16 protein-coding genes are annotated in these 17,441 nt (G+C 71.1%); 6 read left to right on the forward strand and 10 right to left on the reverse strand.

Annotated features, from left to right (window positions below; translation table 11 throughout):
- The first annotated feature begins 153 nt into the window (after positions 1-153).
- Together ACIOJD_RS24615 and ACIOJD_RS24620 are read left to right on the forward strand one after the other, a co-directional pair.
- Positions 154-1,671 (forward strand): amidohydrolase family protein, encoded by a 1,518-nt coding sequence (locus ACIOJD_RS24615; RefSeq protein ID WP_401917480.1) that lies wholly within the window; start codon positions 154-156, stop codon positions 1,669-1,671.
- 367 nt (positions 1,672-2,038) lie between these two features.
- The gene (locus ACIOJD_RS24620) at positions 2,039-3,208 is read left to right on the forward strand and encodes a PP2C family protein-serine/threonine phosphatase (protein WP_401917482.1); all 1,170 of its coding nucleotides are present in this window, start codon (positions 2,039-2,041) and stop codon (positions 3,206-3,208) included.
- A gap of 12 nt (positions 3,209-3,220) precedes the next feature.
- Here the strand turns inward: ACIOJD_RS24620 and ACIOJD_RS24625 are convergent, their stop codons facing one another.
- The 7 genes from ACIOJD_RS24625 to ACIOJD_RS24655 all read right to left on the reverse strand — a co-directional run bounded on the left by ACIOJD_RS24625 (position 3,221) and on the right by ACIOJD_RS24655 (position 9,975).
- Positions 3,221-3,895 carry a 4-carboxy-4-hydroxy-2-oxoadipate aldolase/oxaloacetate decarboxylase gene (locus ACIOJD_RS24625; RefSeq protein WP_401917484.1) on the reverse strand — a complete coding sequence of 225 codons (675 nt, stop codon included), beginning with the start codon at positions 3,893-3,895 and terminating at the stop codon, positions 3,221-3,223.
- Positions 3,896-3,956: 61 nt separating this feature from the next.
- Positions 3,957-5,171: an aspartate transaminase gene (locus ACIOJD_RS24630; RefSeq protein WP_401917486.1), complete on the reverse strand. Its 1,215-nt coding sequence runs from the start codon at positions 5,169-5,171 to the stop codon at positions 3,957-3,959.
- Between the two features lies 1 nt (position 5,172).
- Complete coding sequence (locus tag ACIOJD_RS24635) at positions 5,173-5,916, reverse strand: SDR family oxidoreductase (protein ID WP_401917488.1); 744 nt, start codon at positions 5,914-5,916, stop codon at positions 5,173-5,175.
- 84 nt (positions 5,917-6,000) lie between these two features.
- Positions 6,001-7,368 (reverse strand): MFS transporter, encoded by a 1,368-nt coding sequence (locus ACIOJD_RS24640; RefSeq protein WP_401917490.1) that lies wholly within the window; start codon positions 7,366-7,368, stop codon positions 6,001-6,003.
- A 73-nt stretch (positions 7,369-7,441) separates the two neighbouring features.
- On the reverse strand, positions 7,442-8,425 hold the full coding sequence (locus ACIOJD_RS24645; protein ID WP_401917492.1) for a biotin-dependent carboxyltransferase family protein: 984 nt from the start codon (positions 8,423-8,425) through the stop codon (positions 7,442-7,444).
- The gene (locus ACIOJD_RS24650) at positions 8,418-9,179 is read right to left on the reverse strand and encodes an allophanate hydrolase subunit 1 (protein WP_401917494.1); all 762 of its coding nucleotides are present in this window, start codon (positions 9,177-9,179) and stop codon (positions 8,418-8,420) included. The genes ACIOJD_RS24645 and ACIOJD_RS24650 overlap by 8 nt, the downstream gene beginning before the upstream one ends.
- A 1-nt stretch (position 9,180) precedes the next feature.
- Positions 9,181-9,975: a LamB/YcsF family protein gene (locus tag ACIOJD_RS24655; protein ID WP_401917496.1), complete on the reverse strand. Its 795-nt coding sequence runs from the start codon at positions 9,973-9,975 to the stop codon at positions 9,181-9,183.
- A gap of 260 nt (positions 9,976-10,235) precedes the next feature.
- On the opposite strand from ACIOJD_RS24655, the gene nac reads away from it, so the two are divergent.
- Positions 10,236-11,201, forward strand: a complete 966-nt coding sequence (gene nac / locus ACIOJD_RS24660) for a nitrogen assimilation transcriptional regulator NAC (RefSeq protein ID WP_401917498.1) — start codon at positions 10,236-10,238, stop codon at positions 11,199-11,201.
- Between the two features lie 41 nt (positions 11,202-11,242).
- Here nac and ACIOJD_RS24665 read toward each other — a convergent pair whose 3' ends face one another.
- Positions 11,243-12,010, reverse strand: coding sequence for an IclR family transcriptional regulator (locus tag ACIOJD_RS24665; RefSeq protein ID WP_401917500.1), 768 nt, complete (start codon positions 12,008-12,010; stop codon positions 11,243-11,245).
- A 162-nt stretch (positions 12,011-12,172) separates the two neighbouring features.
- Between ACIOJD_RS24665 and ACIOJD_RS24670 the strand changes: the two genes are divergently transcribed.
- From ACIOJD_RS24670 to ACIOJD_RS24680, 3 genes are all read left to right on the forward strand, one after another.
- Complete coding sequence (locus tag ACIOJD_RS24670; RefSeq protein ID WP_401917502.1) at positions 12,173-13,189, forward strand: 2-hydroxyacid dehydrogenase; 1,017 nt, start codon at positions 12,173-12,175, stop codon at positions 13,187-13,189.
- On the forward strand, positions 13,186-13,956 hold the full coding sequence (locus ACIOJD_RS24675) for an SDR family oxidoreductase (RefSeq protein WP_401917504.1): 771 nt from the start codon (positions 13,186-13,188) through the stop codon (positions 13,954-13,956). Before ACIOJD_RS24670 ends, ACIOJD_RS24675 begins: the two co-directional genes overlap by 4 nt.
- A gap of 95 nt (positions 13,957-14,051) precedes the next feature.
- Positions 14,052-15,080: an L-idonate 5-dehydrogenase gene (locus tag ACIOJD_RS24680; protein WP_401917506.1), complete on the forward strand. Its 1,029-nt coding sequence runs from the start codon at positions 14,052-14,054 to the stop codon at positions 15,078-15,080.
- 53 nt (positions 15,081-15,133) lie between these two features.
- Here ACIOJD_RS24680 and ACIOJD_RS24685 read toward each other — a convergent pair whose 3' ends face one another.
- Together ACIOJD_RS24685 and ACIOJD_RS24690 are read right to left on the reverse strand one after the other, a co-directional pair.
- A complete protein-coding gene (locus ACIOJD_RS24685) occupies positions 15,134-16,153 on the reverse strand; it encodes an alcohol dehydrogenase (RefSeq protein ID WP_401917508.1) in 1,020 nt (339 codons plus the stop codon).
- Positions 16,154-16,419: 266 nt separating this feature from the next.
- On the reverse strand, positions 16,420-17,325 hold the full coding sequence (locus tag ACIOJD_RS24690; protein ID WP_401917510.1) for a hypothetical protein: 906 nt from the start codon (positions 17,323-17,325) through the stop codon (positions 16,420-16,422).
- Positions 17,326-17,441: the final 116 nt, after the last annotated feature.

Raw genomic sequence — 17,441 nt, forward strand, 5'->3', positions numbered from 1 at the left:
GGCGCGTCGGCATCGCGCGGGTGCCCGCGCCGCGAGGACGGGATTCCGGAGTGCGACGAGCCGGTGTCCGCCCCGGGCACGGATCATCAGCACCGACCGGACCTTCGACCACCCGGAACCCGCCCGCGCCATGCGCGCCGTCAGGAGGCAGCCGTGACCGCACCCCAGCCACCCTCCCCGTCCGCCTCACCCGCCGCGCCGCGCACACTGCGCCGGGTCCGCCTCGGGGCGGGCGGGCCGCTGTGCGACGTACGGACCGAGGGCGGACTCGTCAGCGAGATCCACCCGGCGGGGGCATCGCGACGCGTCGGTGAACGCGGCGTCGATCTCGACGGCCGTACGCTCCTGCCCGGCCTGTGGGACGCGCACGTGCACATCGTGCAGTGGGCCGTGGCCCGCCGCCGTCTCGACCTGGCGGGCACCGTCTCGGCCCGCGCCGCCGCGGACGCCGTACGGGAACGCGCCGCCGGAATGTCACCCGGTGAACTGCTGGCGGGCTACGGCTTCCGGGACGGCCTGTGGCCGGACCTCCCCCACAAGGATCTGCTGGACGCCGTCGTCCCGGACCGCCCCACGATCCTCGTCGGCGCCGACCTGCACACGGCCTGGCTCAACTCCGCCGCTCTCGCCTCGCTGGGCCACGGCGGCCACCCCACCGGGATACTGCGCGAGGCCGAGTGCCTCCAGGCCACCGCCGCACTCTCCTCCGTGTCCCAGGAGTCCGCCGACACCTGGGTCCGCGACGCCTGCGCCGCGGCCGCCCGACTCGGCATCACGGGCCTGGTGGACTTCGAGTGGGCGGACAATCTCACCGACTGGCCCCGCCGGATGGCGGGCGGGACCGTACCGGTCAGAGTGGCCGCCGCCGTCTATCCCGAGTACCTGGACGCGGCCATCGGCAGGGGGCTGCGGACCGGCGCCGCGCCGCCGGACCTGCCCGGCGGGCTGCTGGAGACCGGCCCGTTGAAGCTGTTCACCGACGGCTCCCTCAACACCCGTACGGCCCTGTGCCACGACCCGTATCCGGGCATGGTGCCGGGCGATCCCGAGGAGTACGGGATCGCCCGGGTGACGCCCGGGTCCCTGGCCGCGGTGATGCGCCGGGCCGCCGCGCACGGCATCGAGCCGGCGGTCCACGCCATCGGCGACCACGCCAACGAAATGGCGCTCGACGCCTTCGCGTCCGTCCGCTGCCGGGGCCGGATCGAACACGGTCAGCTCCTGCGGCCCGAGGACCTGCCGCGCTTCGCCGACCTCGACATCACCGTGGGGGTGCAGCCCACGCACGCCGTCGACGACCGGGACGTCGCCGACCGGCACTGGCACGGCCGTACGCACCGGGCCTTCCCGTTCGCGGACCTGCTCGCCGCCGGGGCCCGGCTGGAGCTCGGTTCCGACGCCCCGGTGGCCGCGCTCGATCCCTGGCGGTCCATCGCGAACGCCGTCGACCGTACCGACGACTCCCGCCCGGCCTGGCACCCGGAGCAGCGCCTGTCGGTGGCGCAGGCGCTGGCGGCATCGGCGCGCGGACGCCGGTCCGTACGGGTGGGAGACCGGGCCGACCTGGTCGTCGTGGACGCCGATCCGCTCACCGCGGACCCGGCCGTGCTGCGCCGTATGCCGGTGCACGGCACGCTGCTCGCGGGCGAGTGGACGTATCTGTCGCGGTGATCTCGCACTGATCCGAGGCCGGTGTCGCGGGTTTCCGGATCTCCGTCCCGGTCACACGCGTGCCCTTCGCCGCTCGCGCCCGAAGGGGCCGGGGCCGAGAGTGGGAGCTAGGTCCTGTCCGGTCGGTCTTGTCGGACGGCCCGGGGCGTCCGGCGCCGTGCATGGCAAGGCGGAGGAGTGAGGCGACGCGGAGGGGGCACCTCCCACGCCCTTGAGGCAGTGGAGGAGTCGTCGAGTGACGAAACGCGGCGAGGCGCGGTGCCGGGGCACGCGAGCCCGGCAAGATCCAAACGAAAGACCCTGAGGCCGCGACCGGGCAAACCTTGCCGGGAGGGGCACTGGAGCCCGGCGACGGAGGGGGTGCGGTGTGGCCAGCAGGGCCGACGAGCGTGCGGAAACGGCCGGCCTCCGGCGGGCCGGCCGCCGCGCTCGCTGGCCGTCGAACGGCGCCGTACTGCTGTGGATCGTGGGACTGACGGCACTGATCATCGCGCTCGACGTGCTGACCGGCGTCGGGGTACGCCTCGCCGGGCTGCTCGCCTTCCTCCCGGCGTTCGCCGCCGCGTTCTGCACCGTGCCGCAGACCACGGTCACCGCCTGCTGGGCCACGGCCGTGGTGGCGCTGTCACTGGCCTACCAGCCGCAGCACCGGACCGACAACCTCGTGGCGGTGCTGCTCACCGCGGTCTTCGGCGTGCTCAGTGTGCTGGGCTGCCGCTACCGGATCCGGCACGAGAACGAATTGCTGCGGCTGCGGTCCACCGCGACCGCGATGCGGCGCAGCATCCTGCGTCCGCTGCCCCTGCTCACCGGCCAGGTTCTGATGGACGGCGTCTACGAGCCGCTCCAGGAGGACAAGCTCGTCGGCGGCGACATCTACGATCTGGTCGCCTCGCCCTACGGCACCCGGGTGCTGATCGGTGACGTCCAGGGCAAGGGCCTGGCCGCGATCGGGGTGGCCGTCGCCGTGATCGGCTCGTTCCGTGAGGCGGCCCATCGCGAGGCGACACTCGGCGGACTTGTCGAGGCCCTGGAGGACGCCGTCGTACGGCACAACGCCGTCGCCGCCGAGACCGACGAGCCGGAACGGTTCGTCACGGCCCTCGTCCTGGGCATCGGCGGCACACCGGGGGTGGAAGTGGTCAACTGCGGCCACCCCCGCCCGTATCTCATCGGCCCCGGCGTGCCCCTGTCCGTACCGCTCGGCGAGGCCGACCTGCCCCTCGGCCTCCGGTCACTGGCGCCGGGCCACCGCGCCGTCGACCGGTTCGACTTCCCGGCCGGCACCACACTGCTGCTGTGCACCGACGGTCTGACCGAGGCGCGCTCCCCCGCGGGTGTCTTCTTCCCGTTGGAGGAACGCCTGGCCGACTGGGCACGGCCGGAGGCCGAAGGACGGCTCGCGCAGTCGCCGCGCGACCTCGCCCGGTCGCTGCACGACGATGCGCGTGCCTTCACCGCCGGCCATCAGCAGGACGACATCGCCATCCTTACGCTGCGCCGTACCGATCCGGTGGGCCCGAGGGGCGCGGTGTGATCCGAACGGGGATCAGCCGTCGATCACCAGGCCCTTCGCCTTGAGCACGCCTGCGAGGTTGCTCACCTCGATGGTGCTCTTGCCGGCGCGGTAGTCGGCGATGTAGCCCTCCTCCGCGTCCTCGCGCTCCTGCGACTTCTCGACCGCGTACGCCAGGTCCTCGCGGCGTACGACCACGACGCCGTCCGCGTCGCCGCGGATCACGTCGCCGGGCCGGACGAGTTCGCCGCCGATCAGGATGGGCTCGTTCATGGGCCCGACGGTCTCCTTGACCGTGCCCTTGATGGAGACGCTGTACGAGAAGACCGGGAAGCCGAGCGCACGGAGCTGCTCGGTGTCGCGGACGCCGGTGTCGGTGACGAGTCCGGCGAGGCCTTTGGCCTGGCAGGCGTTGGCCAGTACGTCGCCGAAGGAGCCGGCCTCGGTGTACTCGCCCGCGGAGACCACGACGACGTCGCCGGGCTGGGCGTGGGCGATGGCGACCTGGAGCATCAGGTTGTCGCGCGGGGCGCACCGCACCGTGAAGGCGGGCCCGCACAACGACATGGTGCGGTCGACCGGTTTGATCGAGGAGCTGAGGGCGCCGAGGCGGCCCTGGGCCTCGTGGACGGTGGCGGACCCGTAGGCTGCCAGCCGGGCGACGAGGTCGGGGTCGGGGCGGTCGACCTTGGTGGTGACATGAAGCATGGGAAGTCCTCTCGGCTCGGGGACAGGGTGGTCAGGACGGTTCGGAGCGGTCCTGTGCGGGTCAGGTCAGGGCGGCGCAGGCGGTGGCGATGCGTTCGCAGGCCTCTTCGAGGACGGCCATGGACGTCGAGAAGGAGACCCGGAAGTACGGGGACGCCCCGTACGCGCCGCCGTGGATGACCGCCACGCCCTGCTCCAGCAGGTACAGGGTCACGTCCTGGTCGGTGTCGAGGAGACGGCCGTCCGGGGTACGCCGCCCGATCAGGCCCTCGCAGCCGACGAACAGGTAGAAGGCTCCGCTCGGCTCCGTGCAGGAGAGTCCCGGGACCTTTTCGAGCAGTCCGATCACGCGGTCGCGCCGCTCACGGTAGACGGCGACGCTCTCGCCGACGAACCCCTGGTCACCGCTGAGTGCTTCGGCCGCCGCCGCCTGGCTGATCGAGGACGGGCACGAGGACATCTGGGACTGGAGCTTGTTGATCGCGCCGATGATGCCGGCCGGCCCGGCCGCGTAGCCGATCCGCCAGCCGGTCATGGCGTAGGTCTTGGAGACCCCGTTGACCAGCAGGACCCGGTCCTTGAGCTGTGGCTCGACGCCGACGATGCTGAGCGCGGCGGTCTGCTCGTACCAGATCTCGTCGTAGATCTCGTCGGTCAGCACGGACACGTGCGGATGGGCGAGCAGGACGTCGGCGAGCGCGCGCAGCTCGCTCTCCGAGTACGCCGCACCGGTCGGGTTCGACGGCGTGTTGAGAATCAGCCAGCGGGTGCGCTCGGTGATGGCCGCCGACAGCCGCTCGGGGGTGAGCTTGAAGCCGTCCTCCCGCGGGCACGGGACGATGACCGGTTCGCCGTCGTTGGCGCGGCACATGTCGGGGTACGACACCCAGTAGGGCGCCGGGATGATGACCTCGGTGCCGGTGTCGACGGTGGCCATCAGCGCGAGGAAGATGATCTGCTTCGCGCCGCCGCCCACCGCGATCCGGTCGGTGCCGTACGTGATGCCGGTCCGCCGTGCGAGCCGGGCGACGATGGCGTCACGCAGCGCGGGGGTGCCGTTGACCGGCGTGTACTTGGTCTCGCCGCGACCGATCGCCTCGACCGCCGCCTGCTTGATGTTCTCGGGGGTGTCGAAGTCGGGTTCCCCGACGGTGAGGTCGAGGATGTCCCGGCCCTGGGCTTTCAGTTCACGGGCCCGCGCCGCCGCGGCGGTGCTCGGGGACTCGTTGATGCGCAGCAGCCGGGCGGCGGGGGTGAAGTTCTCGGCGGTGGTCACCTCAGCCCTCCCTCTTCTCGAAGTTGAGACCGCCGGGCACCTGGAAGGTCGGCAGGATCTCGATGTGTCCGATGTTGACGTGCCGGGGTGTGCCGACGGCGTACTCGATGGCGTCGGCGACGTCTTCCGGCTTCAGCGACTCGTAGCCGTCGTAGTACAGCTCCTGGGCCTTGTCCATGTCGCCGAGCAGACGGCCGAAGATCTCGGTCTCGACTCGTCCCGGGCAGATCTCGGTGACCCGGATCCGCTTGCCGTAGCCGTCGACGCGCAGCTGCCGGGAGAGGGTGTGCACGGCCGCCTTGGTGGCGTGGTAGACGGTGTTGCCGCCGAAGTTGTAGACGCCGGCGATGGAGCTGATGTTGACGATGTGGCCGAGGTCCCGCTCCACCATGCCCGGCATGATCAGCCGTACGAGGTGCAGGACGGCCTGGACGTTGACCGCGATCTGCTCGTCCACGGCGAACTCGTCGGCGGTCAGGATGTTGCCGGTGCGGGAGACCCCGGCGTTGTTGACGAGGACATCGATCTCGATGCCTTCGAGCATTTCGGCCAGCGCGGCGGTGTCCGTGATGTCCACGGCGTGCGGGACACAGCCCGTACGTTCGGCCAGTTCGGCGAGCCGGTCGGCGTTGCGGGCCACGGCGTGGACCTGAAGTCCCTGCTTGGTGAGGCGCTCGACGACGACGGCGCCGATGCCGGTCGACGCGCCGGTCACCAGCGCGGTCCTGTAGTCGGAAAAGGCCATGAGGGTGTTCTCCTCTGTTGCTCTGTCGTGCGGGTGCCGGCAGGTGGGGCGTTCGGGTGTGTGGGGAGTCCGGGGGCGGGAGGGTTACTCGTCGCGCAGCGGGGTGTGGGCCGTTTCGCGGATGCGCAGCACCGCGAAGAACGTGCCGAGTGCGGTGGCCACGACGTAGAAGGCCGGGATGTGGGTGTTGCCGGTCAGCCCGATGAGCCAGGTCATCAGGAAGGGGGCGGAGCCGCCGAAGACCGCGGCGGAGATGTTGTAGCCGAAGCCGTAGGCGGAGTAGCGGATCCGGGTCGGGAACAGTTCGACCAGCAGGATGTGGATCACACCGGTGTGACCGGCGAAGACGACCGCCATGAGGATCCCGCCGAGGATCGCCAGCGCCAGGGAGCCCTGGGTGAGCAGCAGGTAACAGGGGTATCCGAGCACGGCCATCGCCATGGCCGATCCGGCGATGACCTTTTTGCGGCCGAGTTTGTCGGAGAGCCGTCCCGCGTACGGGATGGCGATGTTGATGGCCACCAGGCTGCACGCGGTGACGATCAGGCCCTGGACGACGCTGAAGTGCAGCTCCTTGTTCAGGTACGTGGGCATGTACGAGAACAGGACGTAGTAGCCGGAGCCGTTGAGCAGCGGGATGAGCATCGCGAGGAGAACCGCCTTGCGGTGCTCCTTCGTGGAGAACGCCTCGCGCATGGGGTTGCTGGAGAGCTTCTTCTCCGCCTTCATCTGCTCGAAGCGCGGGGTGTCCTTGATCCGCTTACGCAGGTAGAACCCGATGACGCCCATGGGAATCGCCAGCAGGAAGGGGATGCGCCAGCCCCACGACACCATCGCGTCTTCGCTGAGGGTGGCGTTGAGGGTGGTGGCGGTGAGGGTACCGACGAGCAGCGCGGTGAACGAGGCGATCTGCGCGTAGCTGGTGAGCCGGCCGCGGCGCCCTTCGGGCGCGTACTCCGCGAGGAAGGTCATCGCGCCGGCGGCCTCGCCACCGACGGAGAAGCCCTGCGCGAAGCGCAGCAGGACCAGCAGGATCGGAGCCGCGATACCGATCGACGCGTATCCAGGAAGCAGACCGATCGCCGCGGTGGCCGCGCTGATCAGCATGATGACGAAGACCAGCATCCGCTGACGGCCGATACGGTCGCCCAGGTAGCCGCAGACGATGCCGCCCAGGGGACGGACGAAGAACGGGATGCCGAAGGTCAGGAAGGTGAGCAGCATCGCCGCTTGGGCGCTCTGGTCGGGGAAGAAGACCAGGGCGAGCGTGCCGGCGAGGAATCCGTAGATGCCGTTGTCGTACAGCTCGACGAAGACGCCGATACAGCCGGCGAGAGTGACCCGCCTGACGGTTTTACTGTCGAGGACGGTCTCTTCCGTGGACCCTGTGGTGCTGGAGTCACCTGTGGTTCCAGGCGGGTTGGGGGTGCTGGAGTTGACGGTAGTGGCCATGCTTCCTCCGAATGCGGAGAGGCTGTCCGGGCGCGCGGGAACGCGCCCGCCGGGGAGGCGGCTCCGACCGCTGTCAATGGGTGACAGCGGGGATTTTCAGTGCGTCGAAGACAGCAGTGGCCCGTCGGCTGAGTGCCTGGAGCGCGTTCTGCCGCTGACGGTGAGCGGCGACCGCTTCCGCGACGGTGCGTTTGCGGAAGCGGACGGTCTGACCCGGCCGGACCTGTCCCAGGTCCGACAGGCCGGTTGAGGTGACGACCGCGAGTACCGGATATCCGGCGGTGACCCCGCGACCTCGGTGCAGGACGAGCAGTTCGTCTCCGGCGGGGACTTCTACGGCCCCGACCGGGACACCGCGGGAGAGCACTTCGCCGGTGGTGACGCGCTGCGGTACGGGACCGCTGAGGCGCAGGCCGATGTGGTTGCTCCGCGGAGTGACGGTGAATTCCGAACGGTAGAGGAGTTCACCGGTGGTGCCGAATTCGGCGGCGTCGGGACCTTCGGTGGTGTCGATGGTCCAGGGCTCGCCGACCCGGGGTATGGGTGCGCCCAGGCGGAAAAGGGGGATGCGGGTGACGGGGTGGTCGATGGGCGGGCAGGCGTTGGTGATGCCGAGTTCGTCGCGGTCGCTCAGGGAGCGGCCGAAGCCGAGCACGGTGTCGGGGGCGCAGCTGCCGAGGAGGGTGGGTGCCTCGATGGAGCCGCGTACGGCGAGGTAGACGCGCAGCCCGTCCCTGATCCGGGAGATGGAGATGGTCTGGCCGGGCCGGACGGCCACCGCTTCCCAGCACGCCTGCGGGACGCCGTCGACGGTCAGGTCGGCGGGGGCGCCCGTGACGGCGATGAGGACGTCGGTGGACGGGGTGCAGCTGAAGTCGAGTGCCGTGATCTCGATCATCGGGTCGCTCGGGCGGTTGCCGGTGAGCGCGTTGGCGGCCTGCGCGGAGTACTGGTCGAGGGCGCCGTTGAGGGGCAGTCCGTAGCGGGAGCGGCCGTACCGGCCGAGGTCCTGGAGCACGGAGATACCGGCTTTGTGGACGGTCAGAGTCTCACTCATGTGCCGCCTCCAGCGAGGCGCCGGTGTAGTCGTCCCACCGGTCGGGGCTGATCGGCACGAACCGGAAGCGGTCGCCGGGCCGGTAGGGGCACAGCGGGTCCGCGTCGAGGTCGAGGATGCGCAGCGGGGTACGTCCCAGCAGCGGCCAGCCGCCCGGTGAGCGCATCGGGCAGATGACGGCCTGCCGGCCCGCCACCGCGATCGATCCGGCGGGGACGCTCGTACGGGGCGAGGCCAGCCGGGGAACGGGGGCGGGGAACGGCGGCCCGTCCATCATCGGGGAGCCGGCCGGGGCGCCGAGACATCGGACCGTGAACGAGGTGCCGGAGTGCAGGTCGATGACCTCCTGCTCGGTCAGCCCGAGCTGCTCGGCGACGACGGGCAGGTCCGGGCCGTGCTCGCCCCCGTACACGACGGGCACGGTGAAGTGCTGGGCGGCCGGGCGCTGTGCTGTGCCGGCGGCGGACCCGGCCAGGGCGGCCCGGACCGCGCGGGTGACGGCCTCGTGGTCGGTGACGGCGCAGTCGAACTCCACGAGCAGCTTGTCGTAGGCCGGGACGATGCCGTACACGCCCGGGGGTTCGTCGGCGCCGATCGAGTCGGCCACGGCGTGGACGGTCTGCCAGCGACTGTCGGCGTCGGCCCCGGTGGCGGTGACCACCACGGCGGAGTCGCCGCAGTCGGCGATATGGATACCGGGCCGCTCCTCGCGGGCGGGCCGCTCCTCACGGACGGGACAGTCGTCGAGATCCATCTCAGGCCGCCGCTCGTCGGGCGTTTCGGTCCAGTACGTCCGCGAGCGCGGCGATCTCGACGCCCGCGTCCACCAGTGCGGCACGTACGGTGCGGGCGCACGCGACGGCGCCGGGGGTGTCACCGTGCAGCAGGACGGTGTCGCACTCGACCGGGATGTCGTTGCCGCCCACGGAGCGGATGACGCCCTCGGTCACCATGCGGACGGTGCGCCGCGCGATCTCGTCCGGGGCGGTGATGACCGCGCCGGGCTCGCCACGCGGCACCAGGGTGCCGTCGTCCCGGTAGGCACGGTCGGCGATGCCGACGATGCCGACCCGAAGGCCGCGTTCGCGCGCTGCCGTGGCGAGTTCACCGTCCTGGGCAAGGACGATGATCGTCTGGTCGAGGGAGGCGACCGCGTCCACGACGGCCCGCGCGTAGTCCGCACGGACCGCGACGAGATTGCCGAGCCGTCCGTGCGGCGCGACATGCGCGACGCGGGTGCCATGGGCGGTGGCGAAGGCGTGCAACGCACCGATCTGGTAAAGCATGTCGGTGCGGACCTCCTCCGGTGTCAGGTCCATGGCACGCCGCCCGAAGCCGACGAGGTCGGGGAAGCTGGGGTGGGCGCCGACGCCGACACCGCGGCCGACGCAGGAGCGGACCGTGGCGTCCATGATCCGGGGATCGCCCGCGTGGAATCCGCAGGCTATGTTTGCCGAGGTGAGCAGGGAGAGCAGTGCTTCGTCGTCGCCCATCCGGTACGCGCCGAAGCCTTCGCCGAGGTCGGCGACAAGATCAACTGCAAGCGTCATAGCGGCCTCCGGCGAGGGAACGTTGGATGACGAGGAAGCTACTTTCAGCCACCCGTCGCCGACAAATACCTGTTCTGCGTGACGTGATCGGCGACACTTATGGATCGGCCCGCGCGAGGCTTATGGATCAGCCGATGTGGGCAGCCCACGAAGTTGTCCGCGGAGCTGCTCACGGACCCGACGGCCGCGGAACAAGGGCGCTGACGGGCGCGTATCCTGCTGGCCTCCGCCCCCGACACGGAACCGGAGGGTCAGGGTCGATGGACACGCGACGGCTCCACTCATTCGTAAAGATCGTCGACGCGGGAAGCATCACGCGCGCCGCCGACATCCTTCATGTCGCGCAGCCCGCGCTGAGCCAGCAGGTCTCCGCCCTGGAAGCCCAGTTCAAGCAGCAGTTGCTCATCCGCAGCAAGCGCGGCGTCGTCCCCACGGAGGCGGGCCGGGCCCTCTACCGGCACGCGCAGCTCATCCTGCACCAGGTCGAGCAGGCACACGCCGCCGTCGGGACCGGCGGCCGGACGCCGGCCGGCCGGGTCTCGGTCGGCCTCGCGCCGTGCAGCACGGGTGCGGCGCTGGCGCTTCCGCTGCTCCGCGCGGTGCGGGAGCGGTATCCGGACATCGTTCTGCACCTCAACGAGAACTCGGGCGGGGTGCTGAGCGAAGCGATCATGACCGGCCGGATGGACATGGCGTTCATCTATGGATCCGGGCCCATGCGCGGCGTCGAGTTCGAGCCGATGCTCACCGAGGAGCTGTTCCTGGTCACGGCGCCGGACGCGGCACCGCGCGATCCCCGGGCCGAGGACGCGCGGATTCCCGAGGTCGCGCTGAGCGAGCTGGCGGGCGCCGAACTGCTGCTGCCCAGCCCGTCCCACACCATCCGGCAGGTGATGGACCATGCCCTTAGGACGGCCTCCGTCGAACCGAGGGTCATCGGCGAGGCCGAGTCGACGTCGACTCTGGTCGCCGCGGTGGTCGAGGGGATGGGGGCGACGGTGCTTCCCCGGTCGCTGGCTCGCGCGACGCGTGAGGCGAGGGACGTCACGGTCCGAAGGATCACCGGTCCCTCGATCGAGGTGACGCTCTCCCTCTGTTTCTCGCACCACCAGCCACTGTCCGAGCCCGCGCTCGCCGTGCACGACGTCTTCCACGAGCTCATCGGCGCGTTCGTACAGACAGACCGGCAGGGCGACCGTCGGACCGACCGGACCGAGGAGCCGTAGCGGTACGAAGCCCCCGGCGAGCGCCCTTCGGCGAAGGCCGCTCAGCGAGGGGGCAGCCGGGCACCCAGTTCGGCGGCCGCGGAACGGAGCAGCGGCACCATCGTGACCAGGTCGTCCATGGTGCGGCGGAAGGCCGGGGCGGCCGTGGACAGTGCGGCGAACACACCGCCGTCCGGTCGCAGAATGGGCACGGCCACGGCCCGCAGCCCCTGGTGGTGCTCCTCGTCGGCCGTGGCGTAGCCGCGCTCGGCGGCGAGTCGTACGTCCTCGCGCAGTACCTCGCGGTCGGTGATGCTGTTCGGCCCGAAGCGCGTGAGTTCCACCCGGTCCAGGAGGTCGGCGCGGACGTCCTGGGCCGCGAACGCCATCAGGACCTTGCCCATCGAGGTGCAGTGCAGCGGGCCGTGCCGGCCCGGTTCGCTGCGCACCCCGACCGTGAGCGGTCCGTCCACGTAGTGCACGTACAGATGACGCGTCCCGTCGAGGACGGACATCAAGGTGGCCTCCTGGGTCGCCCGTGTCACCTCCTGCATGACGGGGAGGGCGGTGCCCGCGAACCCGTAGGCCTGGCCCGCCCGTTGGCCGAGCTGGAACAGCCGCAGACCGGGCTTGTAGCGCTTGCCGGACGACTCGAACTCCACCAGGCCTTCCCGGCACAGCGCGTTCACCAGCCGGTGTGACGTACTGACGGGGACGCCGCTCTCACGGGCCAGCTCCGACAACGTGATGCCGTGCGGGTGTTCGCCGACCAGGACCAGCAGGCGCACGGCCCGGCCCACTACATCGGCAGGTACGTCATTGGTGTGCACCGCGCCAAAATACCACTCGGCTTGCCACTGTACGGAAATGGTTTCCATTCAGTGGATTTCGTCTCGCCGCACAACACGATGGTTGACATCTCTCCAGGTCGATGAACACCATGGTTTCCGTTCAACGGATTCATTTCTCACTGAGTGGAAAGAGGAGAGGGTATGGCGCAGCGCGTGCTCACCACCCGTCCCATGCTTCCCGGGGACGGCCTGGACCGGCTGGGTGCGGCGGTGGACCTGGTACGTCCTCCGGGCCCCGGCAAGCCGGCCCCGGAAACACTGCACGAGCTCGCGGCGGGTGTGGACGGGATCCTGTGCCTCGGCAACGACTCCGTCGACGCCGCCCTGCTCGACGCGGCCGGGCCCTCCCTGAAGGTCGTGAGCCTGGCCAGTATGGGCTTCGACGGGGTGGACCAGCAGGCGGCGGCCGACCGCGGTGTCGTCATCACCCACACCCCGGGCGTGCTGGCCGAGACCACCGCGGACCTGGCGTTCGGACTGCTCCTCATGGCGCGCCGACGGCTCGGCACCGCCCGCGACAGCCTGCTCGGCGGCGAGTGGCAGGCCTTCGACATGGGCGGCCACCTCGGTCTCGATGTGTACGGCGCGACACTCGGCATCGTCGGCTACGGCGCGATCGGCCAGGCCGTGGCCCGGCGGGGGAAGGGATTCGGCATGCGGGTACTGCACCACTCCCGCAGCACCGCCCCGAGCGGTACGCCGGACACGGCACCGGACGAGAACGGCTCCGTGGCGGTCGACCTGCCGACCCTCCTCGCCGAGTCGGACATCGTCTCCCTGCACGTCCCGCTCAGCCCCGCCACCCGTAATCTCATCGGGGCCGCCGAACTGCGCGCCATGAAGCCCACCGCCACCCTCGTCAACACCGCTCGCGGCGGTGTCGTCGACGAGGACGCCCTGCTCGAGGCGCTGCACGCGGGCACCATCCACTCGGCCGGTCTGGACGTCTTCGCGCGCGAGCCGATGGGCCCGGAGCCCACTCCCCTGGCCCGCCACCCGCATGTGGTGCCCCTCCCGCACATCGGCTCGGCCACCGAGTCGACCCGGGCCCACATGGTCGGCCTCGCCGCCGACAACATCCTCGACGTGCTGGGCGGGAACCCGGCCCGCACCGCGATCCCGGGGTCCAGCCCCGTTCCCCGTAAGGACCCCGCATGAGTCACCCGCTCTTCGACATCGGCGGTCGCGTCGCCCTGGTCACCGGCTCCAGCCGGGGCATCGGCCGTGCGCTCGCCCAGGGCCTGCTGGAATCCGGCTGCACCGTCGTCCTCAACGGTCGCGACGAGACCGCGCTGGAACGCACCCGCCGGGAACTGGCCGACCTCACCGGCGGCACGGTCCTCGCCGAAGCCTTCGACGTGACGGTCCCGGCCGCCGTGGCCGACGGCATCGCCCGGGTCGAGGACCGGGCGGGCCCCATCGACATCCTGGTCAACAACACCGGCGCCCAGCACCGCACGCCCTTCACCGACTTCGCGGACGACGACTGGTACCGCCTGCTCGACACCAACCTCACCAGCGCCTTCCTGGTCGGTCGTGAGGTCGCCCGCAGGATGACCCCTCGCGGCCGGGGCAAGATCGTGAACGTCTGCTCGCTCCAGAGCGAGGTCGTACGCCCCGGAATCGCGCCGTACGCGGCCACCAAGGGCGGTCTGAAGCTGCTCACCAAGGGGATGTGCGCAGACCTCGGCCCCTCCGGTATCCAGGTGAACGCCCTGGGACCGGGGTACTTCCGGACCGAACTGACCGCCGCGCTGGTCGCGGACGAGGAGTTCAGCGCCTGGGTACGCGGTCGCACTCCGGCCGGGCGCTGGGGCGAGGTCGAGGACCTGATCGGCGCGCTGGTCTTCCTCTCCTCGCCCGCGTCCGACTTCGTCAACGGACAGATCCTCTACGTCGACGGCGGCATGCTCTCCGTCCTGTGACGGCCCGGTCGCCACCCGCACCACCGGCCACCACAGCATCGGCGGCCGTCACCACACCGTCGGCCACCGGCCGCCACACCCCCGGAGCACCCACCATGCGAGCTTGCGTCGTCCACGGGGCCAAAGACCTGCGTGTCGAGGCCTACGACCCCGGCGTCCCCGGCCCTGACGAGATCGCCGTCGCGGTCTCGCTGGGCGGGATCTGCGGATCCGACCTGCACTACTACCACCGGGGCGCGGTCGGTGACTTCCAGCTGCGCGAGCCCATGGTGCTCGGCCACGAGGTCGTCGGCCGGGTCGCCTCGCTCGGCCCCGGCGCGGACGGCCCGGCCGTCGGCACCCCGGTGGCCATCCATCCCGCGACTCCGTGCGACAGCTGCCGCGAGTGCGCCGAGGACCACCGCAACGTGTGCGCCCACTCCCGCTACCTGGGCAGTGCGGCCCGCACGCCGCATGTCCAGGGCGGCTTCGCGCGGCGCATCGTCGTACCCGCCGCCCAGGTGCGCGCGCTGCCCGCCGGGCTGAGCCCGCGCCGGGCCGTTCTCGCCGAGCCGCTGTCCGTGGCCCTGCACGCCGTGCGCCGCGCGGGCGACGTCGCGGGCAAGCGCGTACTGGTCACCGGCGCCGGGCCGATCGGCCTGCTCGTCGTGGCGATCCTGCGCCACGCGGGAGCGGCCGAGATCATCGTGAGTGATCTCCTGGAGCAGCCCCTGGAGCTGGCCACCCGGGTGGGCGCCACCACCACCGTCCGGGCGGACCGCCCGGACGAGCAGGAACGGGCGCAGGACGCAGACATCGCCATCGAGGCCTCGGGCGCCCCGGCCGGTCTGCGTACCTGCGTCGAGCGGGTACGCCGCAGCGGCACCCTGGTGCTGCTGGGCCTGCTCCCGCCGGGAGAGATCGGATTCCTGGGGAACACCGTGGTCACCCGCGAGATCACCGTGCGCGGCTCGTTCCGCTTCGACGCCGACTTCGACGAGGCGCTCTCGCTGCTGGCCGACGGGCTCGACGTCGAGCCCGTCATCACCCACACCTTCCCGCTGGCCGAGGCCGCCGAGGCCTTCGATCTCGCGGGAGACCGGACCCGCGCGTCCAAGGTCCTCCTCGACCTGGACAGCGAGTAGTCAAGGGCGCCGCCCGTTTCGCGGGGCGCGGCGCCGACGGGTGGTGAGCGCCGTCAGCGGTTGGTGAGCACCATCCGGAAGCGGGCGGCGCCGGAGAGCATCTTCTTGTATGCCTGATCGGCGTCGTCCAGGGGCACGACCTCGGCCATCGGCACGATCCCGTGCAGGACGCTGAACGCCAGGGTGTCCTGGATGTCCTGCGCGGTGCCGGACGGGTGACCGCGGACGATCCTGCCCTGTAGAAGAAGCTGGTTCGGGCTGATTCCCAGCGGCTCGGTGTCGGCGCCGATCACCACCAGCTCGCCACGGGGGACCAGCCCGTCCACCGTCGCGGTGATGGCGGCGGAGTTGGCGGCGGTGGCCAGGACGGCCTTGGCTCCGCCGAGGGCCTGGAGCGCGTCCGCGACGCCGGTGCCCGCCGTACTGTCGATGTAGTGGTGGGCGCCGAGCTGCGTGGCGAAGTCGGCCTTGTCGGAACCGCGGGCGATGGCCACGGTCTCGAATCCCATCGCGGCCGCGTACTTCACCCCCAGGTGCCCCAGGCCACCGATGCCGAGTACGGCGACCAGGTCACCCGGCCGGGCGGAGCTGCGCCGCAGCCCGTTGTACGTGGTGACCCCCGCGCAGGCCAGCGGTGCCGCGTCGGTCGCCGACAGCGAGTCGGGGATCGGGGCCAGGGCGTCCTCCGGCACGATCACCGTCTCGGCGTAACCCCCGTCGTACGCCCATCCGGGTACCTTCAGGTTCTCGCACACGATGAAGTCGCCCTGCCGGCACGGCGTGCAGTGGTGGCAGCTGCCGCCGAACCAGCCCACCGCCACCCGGTCGCCCACCTTCGGGCCCCGGGTTCCCTCGCCCAGTGCCTCGATGCGTCCGGCGATCTCATGCCCGGGAACCAGCGGGAACTCGACACCCGGTACCCCCGCGTCGACGAACAGGGCGTCGCTGTGGCAGATCCCGCAGGCGTCCACGGCGACCCGTACGTGGCCGGGGCCCGGCTGTGGCACCTCGCGCTCGACGATCCGGAACGAACCGCCGGGGGCCGCGGCCTCTGCGACTCGATAGGTACTCATCTGGATCCCTCCGGGTGCGGTGGGGCGAAAGTGTCGGTGACCGGAATGTTGTTCCTGCCGACAAGCCTGCGTCCCCGCACCCGCACCCGCACCCGCACCACGACGCTCCCCGGCACGGGCGGCCCTCGCCACCGCGTCCCACCGGTCCGCCGCCTCCGGACCGACCGGGCACGAAGCGGCCCCGGTCGCATCCCTTGTGGGGGAACGCGACCGGGGCCGCTTCAGTCGATCAGGACCCCGCGGGGCTCAGCGGCATACCGTCCTGCTCAGCCCTTGCCAAGGCGCACGGCCACGGTCTCCGAAGCCTCCGCGATCCCGCCGTAGTTCGGGTCCACCGCCGACGCCCGAGCCTCGACCTCGACATCACCCTTCTGGAACGGGGTGGTGCCGACGGGGACGGCGGCTGCCGTCCACTCCGCCGCGGCGCCCGGCTCACAGGCCACCGAAGTGGTGAACGAACCGCGAATGATCACACCTCTCCTGACCTGTGTCACACCGCCCGACACCGTCACCCGAACCGGCTCCGTGCAGCTCACCGTGCCGTGCACGGTGGCCTTGCCGTTGAGGCTGCCGGCCGTGCCGTCGAGCGCGACGTCGAGCCCGAGATCGAGAGCCGCGGGCGGTGCGGGCCTGCTGATGTGGACCTCACCGCGCAGCGCCGCCGTATCACCTTCGCAGTGCTGCTCGTACGTGGCGTCCAGCGTGTGGATGTACCCGTTGGGCCCGAACTCCGCCCGCTGGATGGAGAAGGAACCGGTGAGCGTATTGCAGCCGCGTCCGTTCCCGCTGTGGGAAAGGCCCGGCTGTGCCGAGCCGTTGAACGGGTAACGGGTGGCGCCGGTGTACTCGCCCGGTGTCAGCGCCTTGCCGCTCGGCGCCGCGAGGTCGAGGGACCACCAGTCGCCGTTGGCCCCGTCGACCGAGAGGGAGACGACCCTGTTGTCCGTACTGGCGCTGGCGTTGAAGCCGTCCCGCGACTCCGTCGAGTAGGAGTAGGACTGTCCGCCGCTGATGTAATCGCCCGGGTCGCCGCTGAAGCTGAGCGAACCGGACTCGACCGGAGCGGCGTGCGCGGCACCCGCCAGCGCGGCCGTACCGGTGGCCAGCGACAGAGCCAGCGACAGGACGACCGTGACACGAGCGAGGGCGCGTCTGGGCGCGCTGAGTTTCATATGTGTATTCCCCCCTGGGAATTTGCGCGGTCCCCTCCCGACAGGCCTCCCTGTCGGTCCGCCAGGCGAGTCTGCCAAGCTTCTGCGGGCACAGCAACAACGTTTGCCGTAGGGAC

Source organism: Streptomyces sp. NPDC088116 (assembly GCF_044741745.1).
Lineage (GTDB): Bacteria > Actinomycetota > Actinomycetes > Streptomycetales > Streptomycetaceae > Streptomyces.

Excerpts from the sequence above, each read along its gene's own strand:
- ACIOJD_RS24625 (WP_401917484.1), bottom strand. The coding sequence starts at position 3,895 with ATGCTTCATGTCACCACCAAGGTCGACCGCCCCGACCCCGACCTCGTC.
- ACIOJD_RS24635 (WP_401917488.1), bottom strand. The coding sequence starts at position 5,916 with ATGGCCTTTTCCGACTACAGGACCGCGCTGGTGACCGGCGCGTCGACC.
- ACIOJD_RS24640 (WP_401917490.1), bottom strand. The coding sequence starts at position 7,368 with ATGGCCACTACCGTCAACTCCAGCACCCCCAACCCGCCTGGAACCACA.
- ACIOJD_RS24645 (WP_401917492.1), bottom strand. The coding sequence starts at position 8,425 with ATGAGTGAGACTCTGACCGTCCACAAAGCCGGTATCTCCGTGCTCCAG.
- ACIOJD_RS24650 (WP_401917494.1), bottom strand. The coding sequence starts at position 9,179 with ATGGATCTCGACGACTGTCCCGTCCGTGAGGAGCGGCCCGCCCGCGAG.
- ACIOJD_RS24655 (WP_401917496.1), bottom strand. The coding sequence starts at position 9,975 with ATGACGCTTGCAGTTGATCTTGTCGCCGACCTCGGCGAAGGCTTCGGC.
- nac (WP_401917498.1), top strand. The coding sequence starts at position 10,236 with ATGGACACGCGACGGCTCCACTCATTCGTAAAGATCGTCGACGCGGGA.
- ACIOJD_RS24670 (WP_401917502.1), top strand. The coding sequence starts at position 12,173 with ATGGCGCAGCGCGTGCTCACCACCCGTCCCATGCTTCCCGGGGACGGC.
- ACIOJD_RS24675 (WP_401917504.1), top strand. The coding sequence starts at position 13,186 with ATGAGTCACCCGCTCTTCGACATCGGCGGTCGCGTCGCCCTGGTCACC.
- ACIOJD_RS24680 (WP_401917506.1), top strand. The coding sequence starts at position 14,052 with ATGCGAGCTTGCGTCGTCCACGGGGCCAAAGACCTGCGTGTCGAGGCC.
- ACIOJD_RS24685 (WP_401917508.1), bottom strand. The coding sequence starts at position 16,153 with ATGAGTACCTATCGAGTCGCAGAGGCCGCGGCCCCCGGCGGTTCGTTC.
- ACIOJD_RS24690 (WP_401917510.1), bottom strand. The coding sequence starts at position 17,325 with ATGAAACTCAGCGCGCCCAGACGCGCCCTCGCTCGTGTCACGGTCGTC.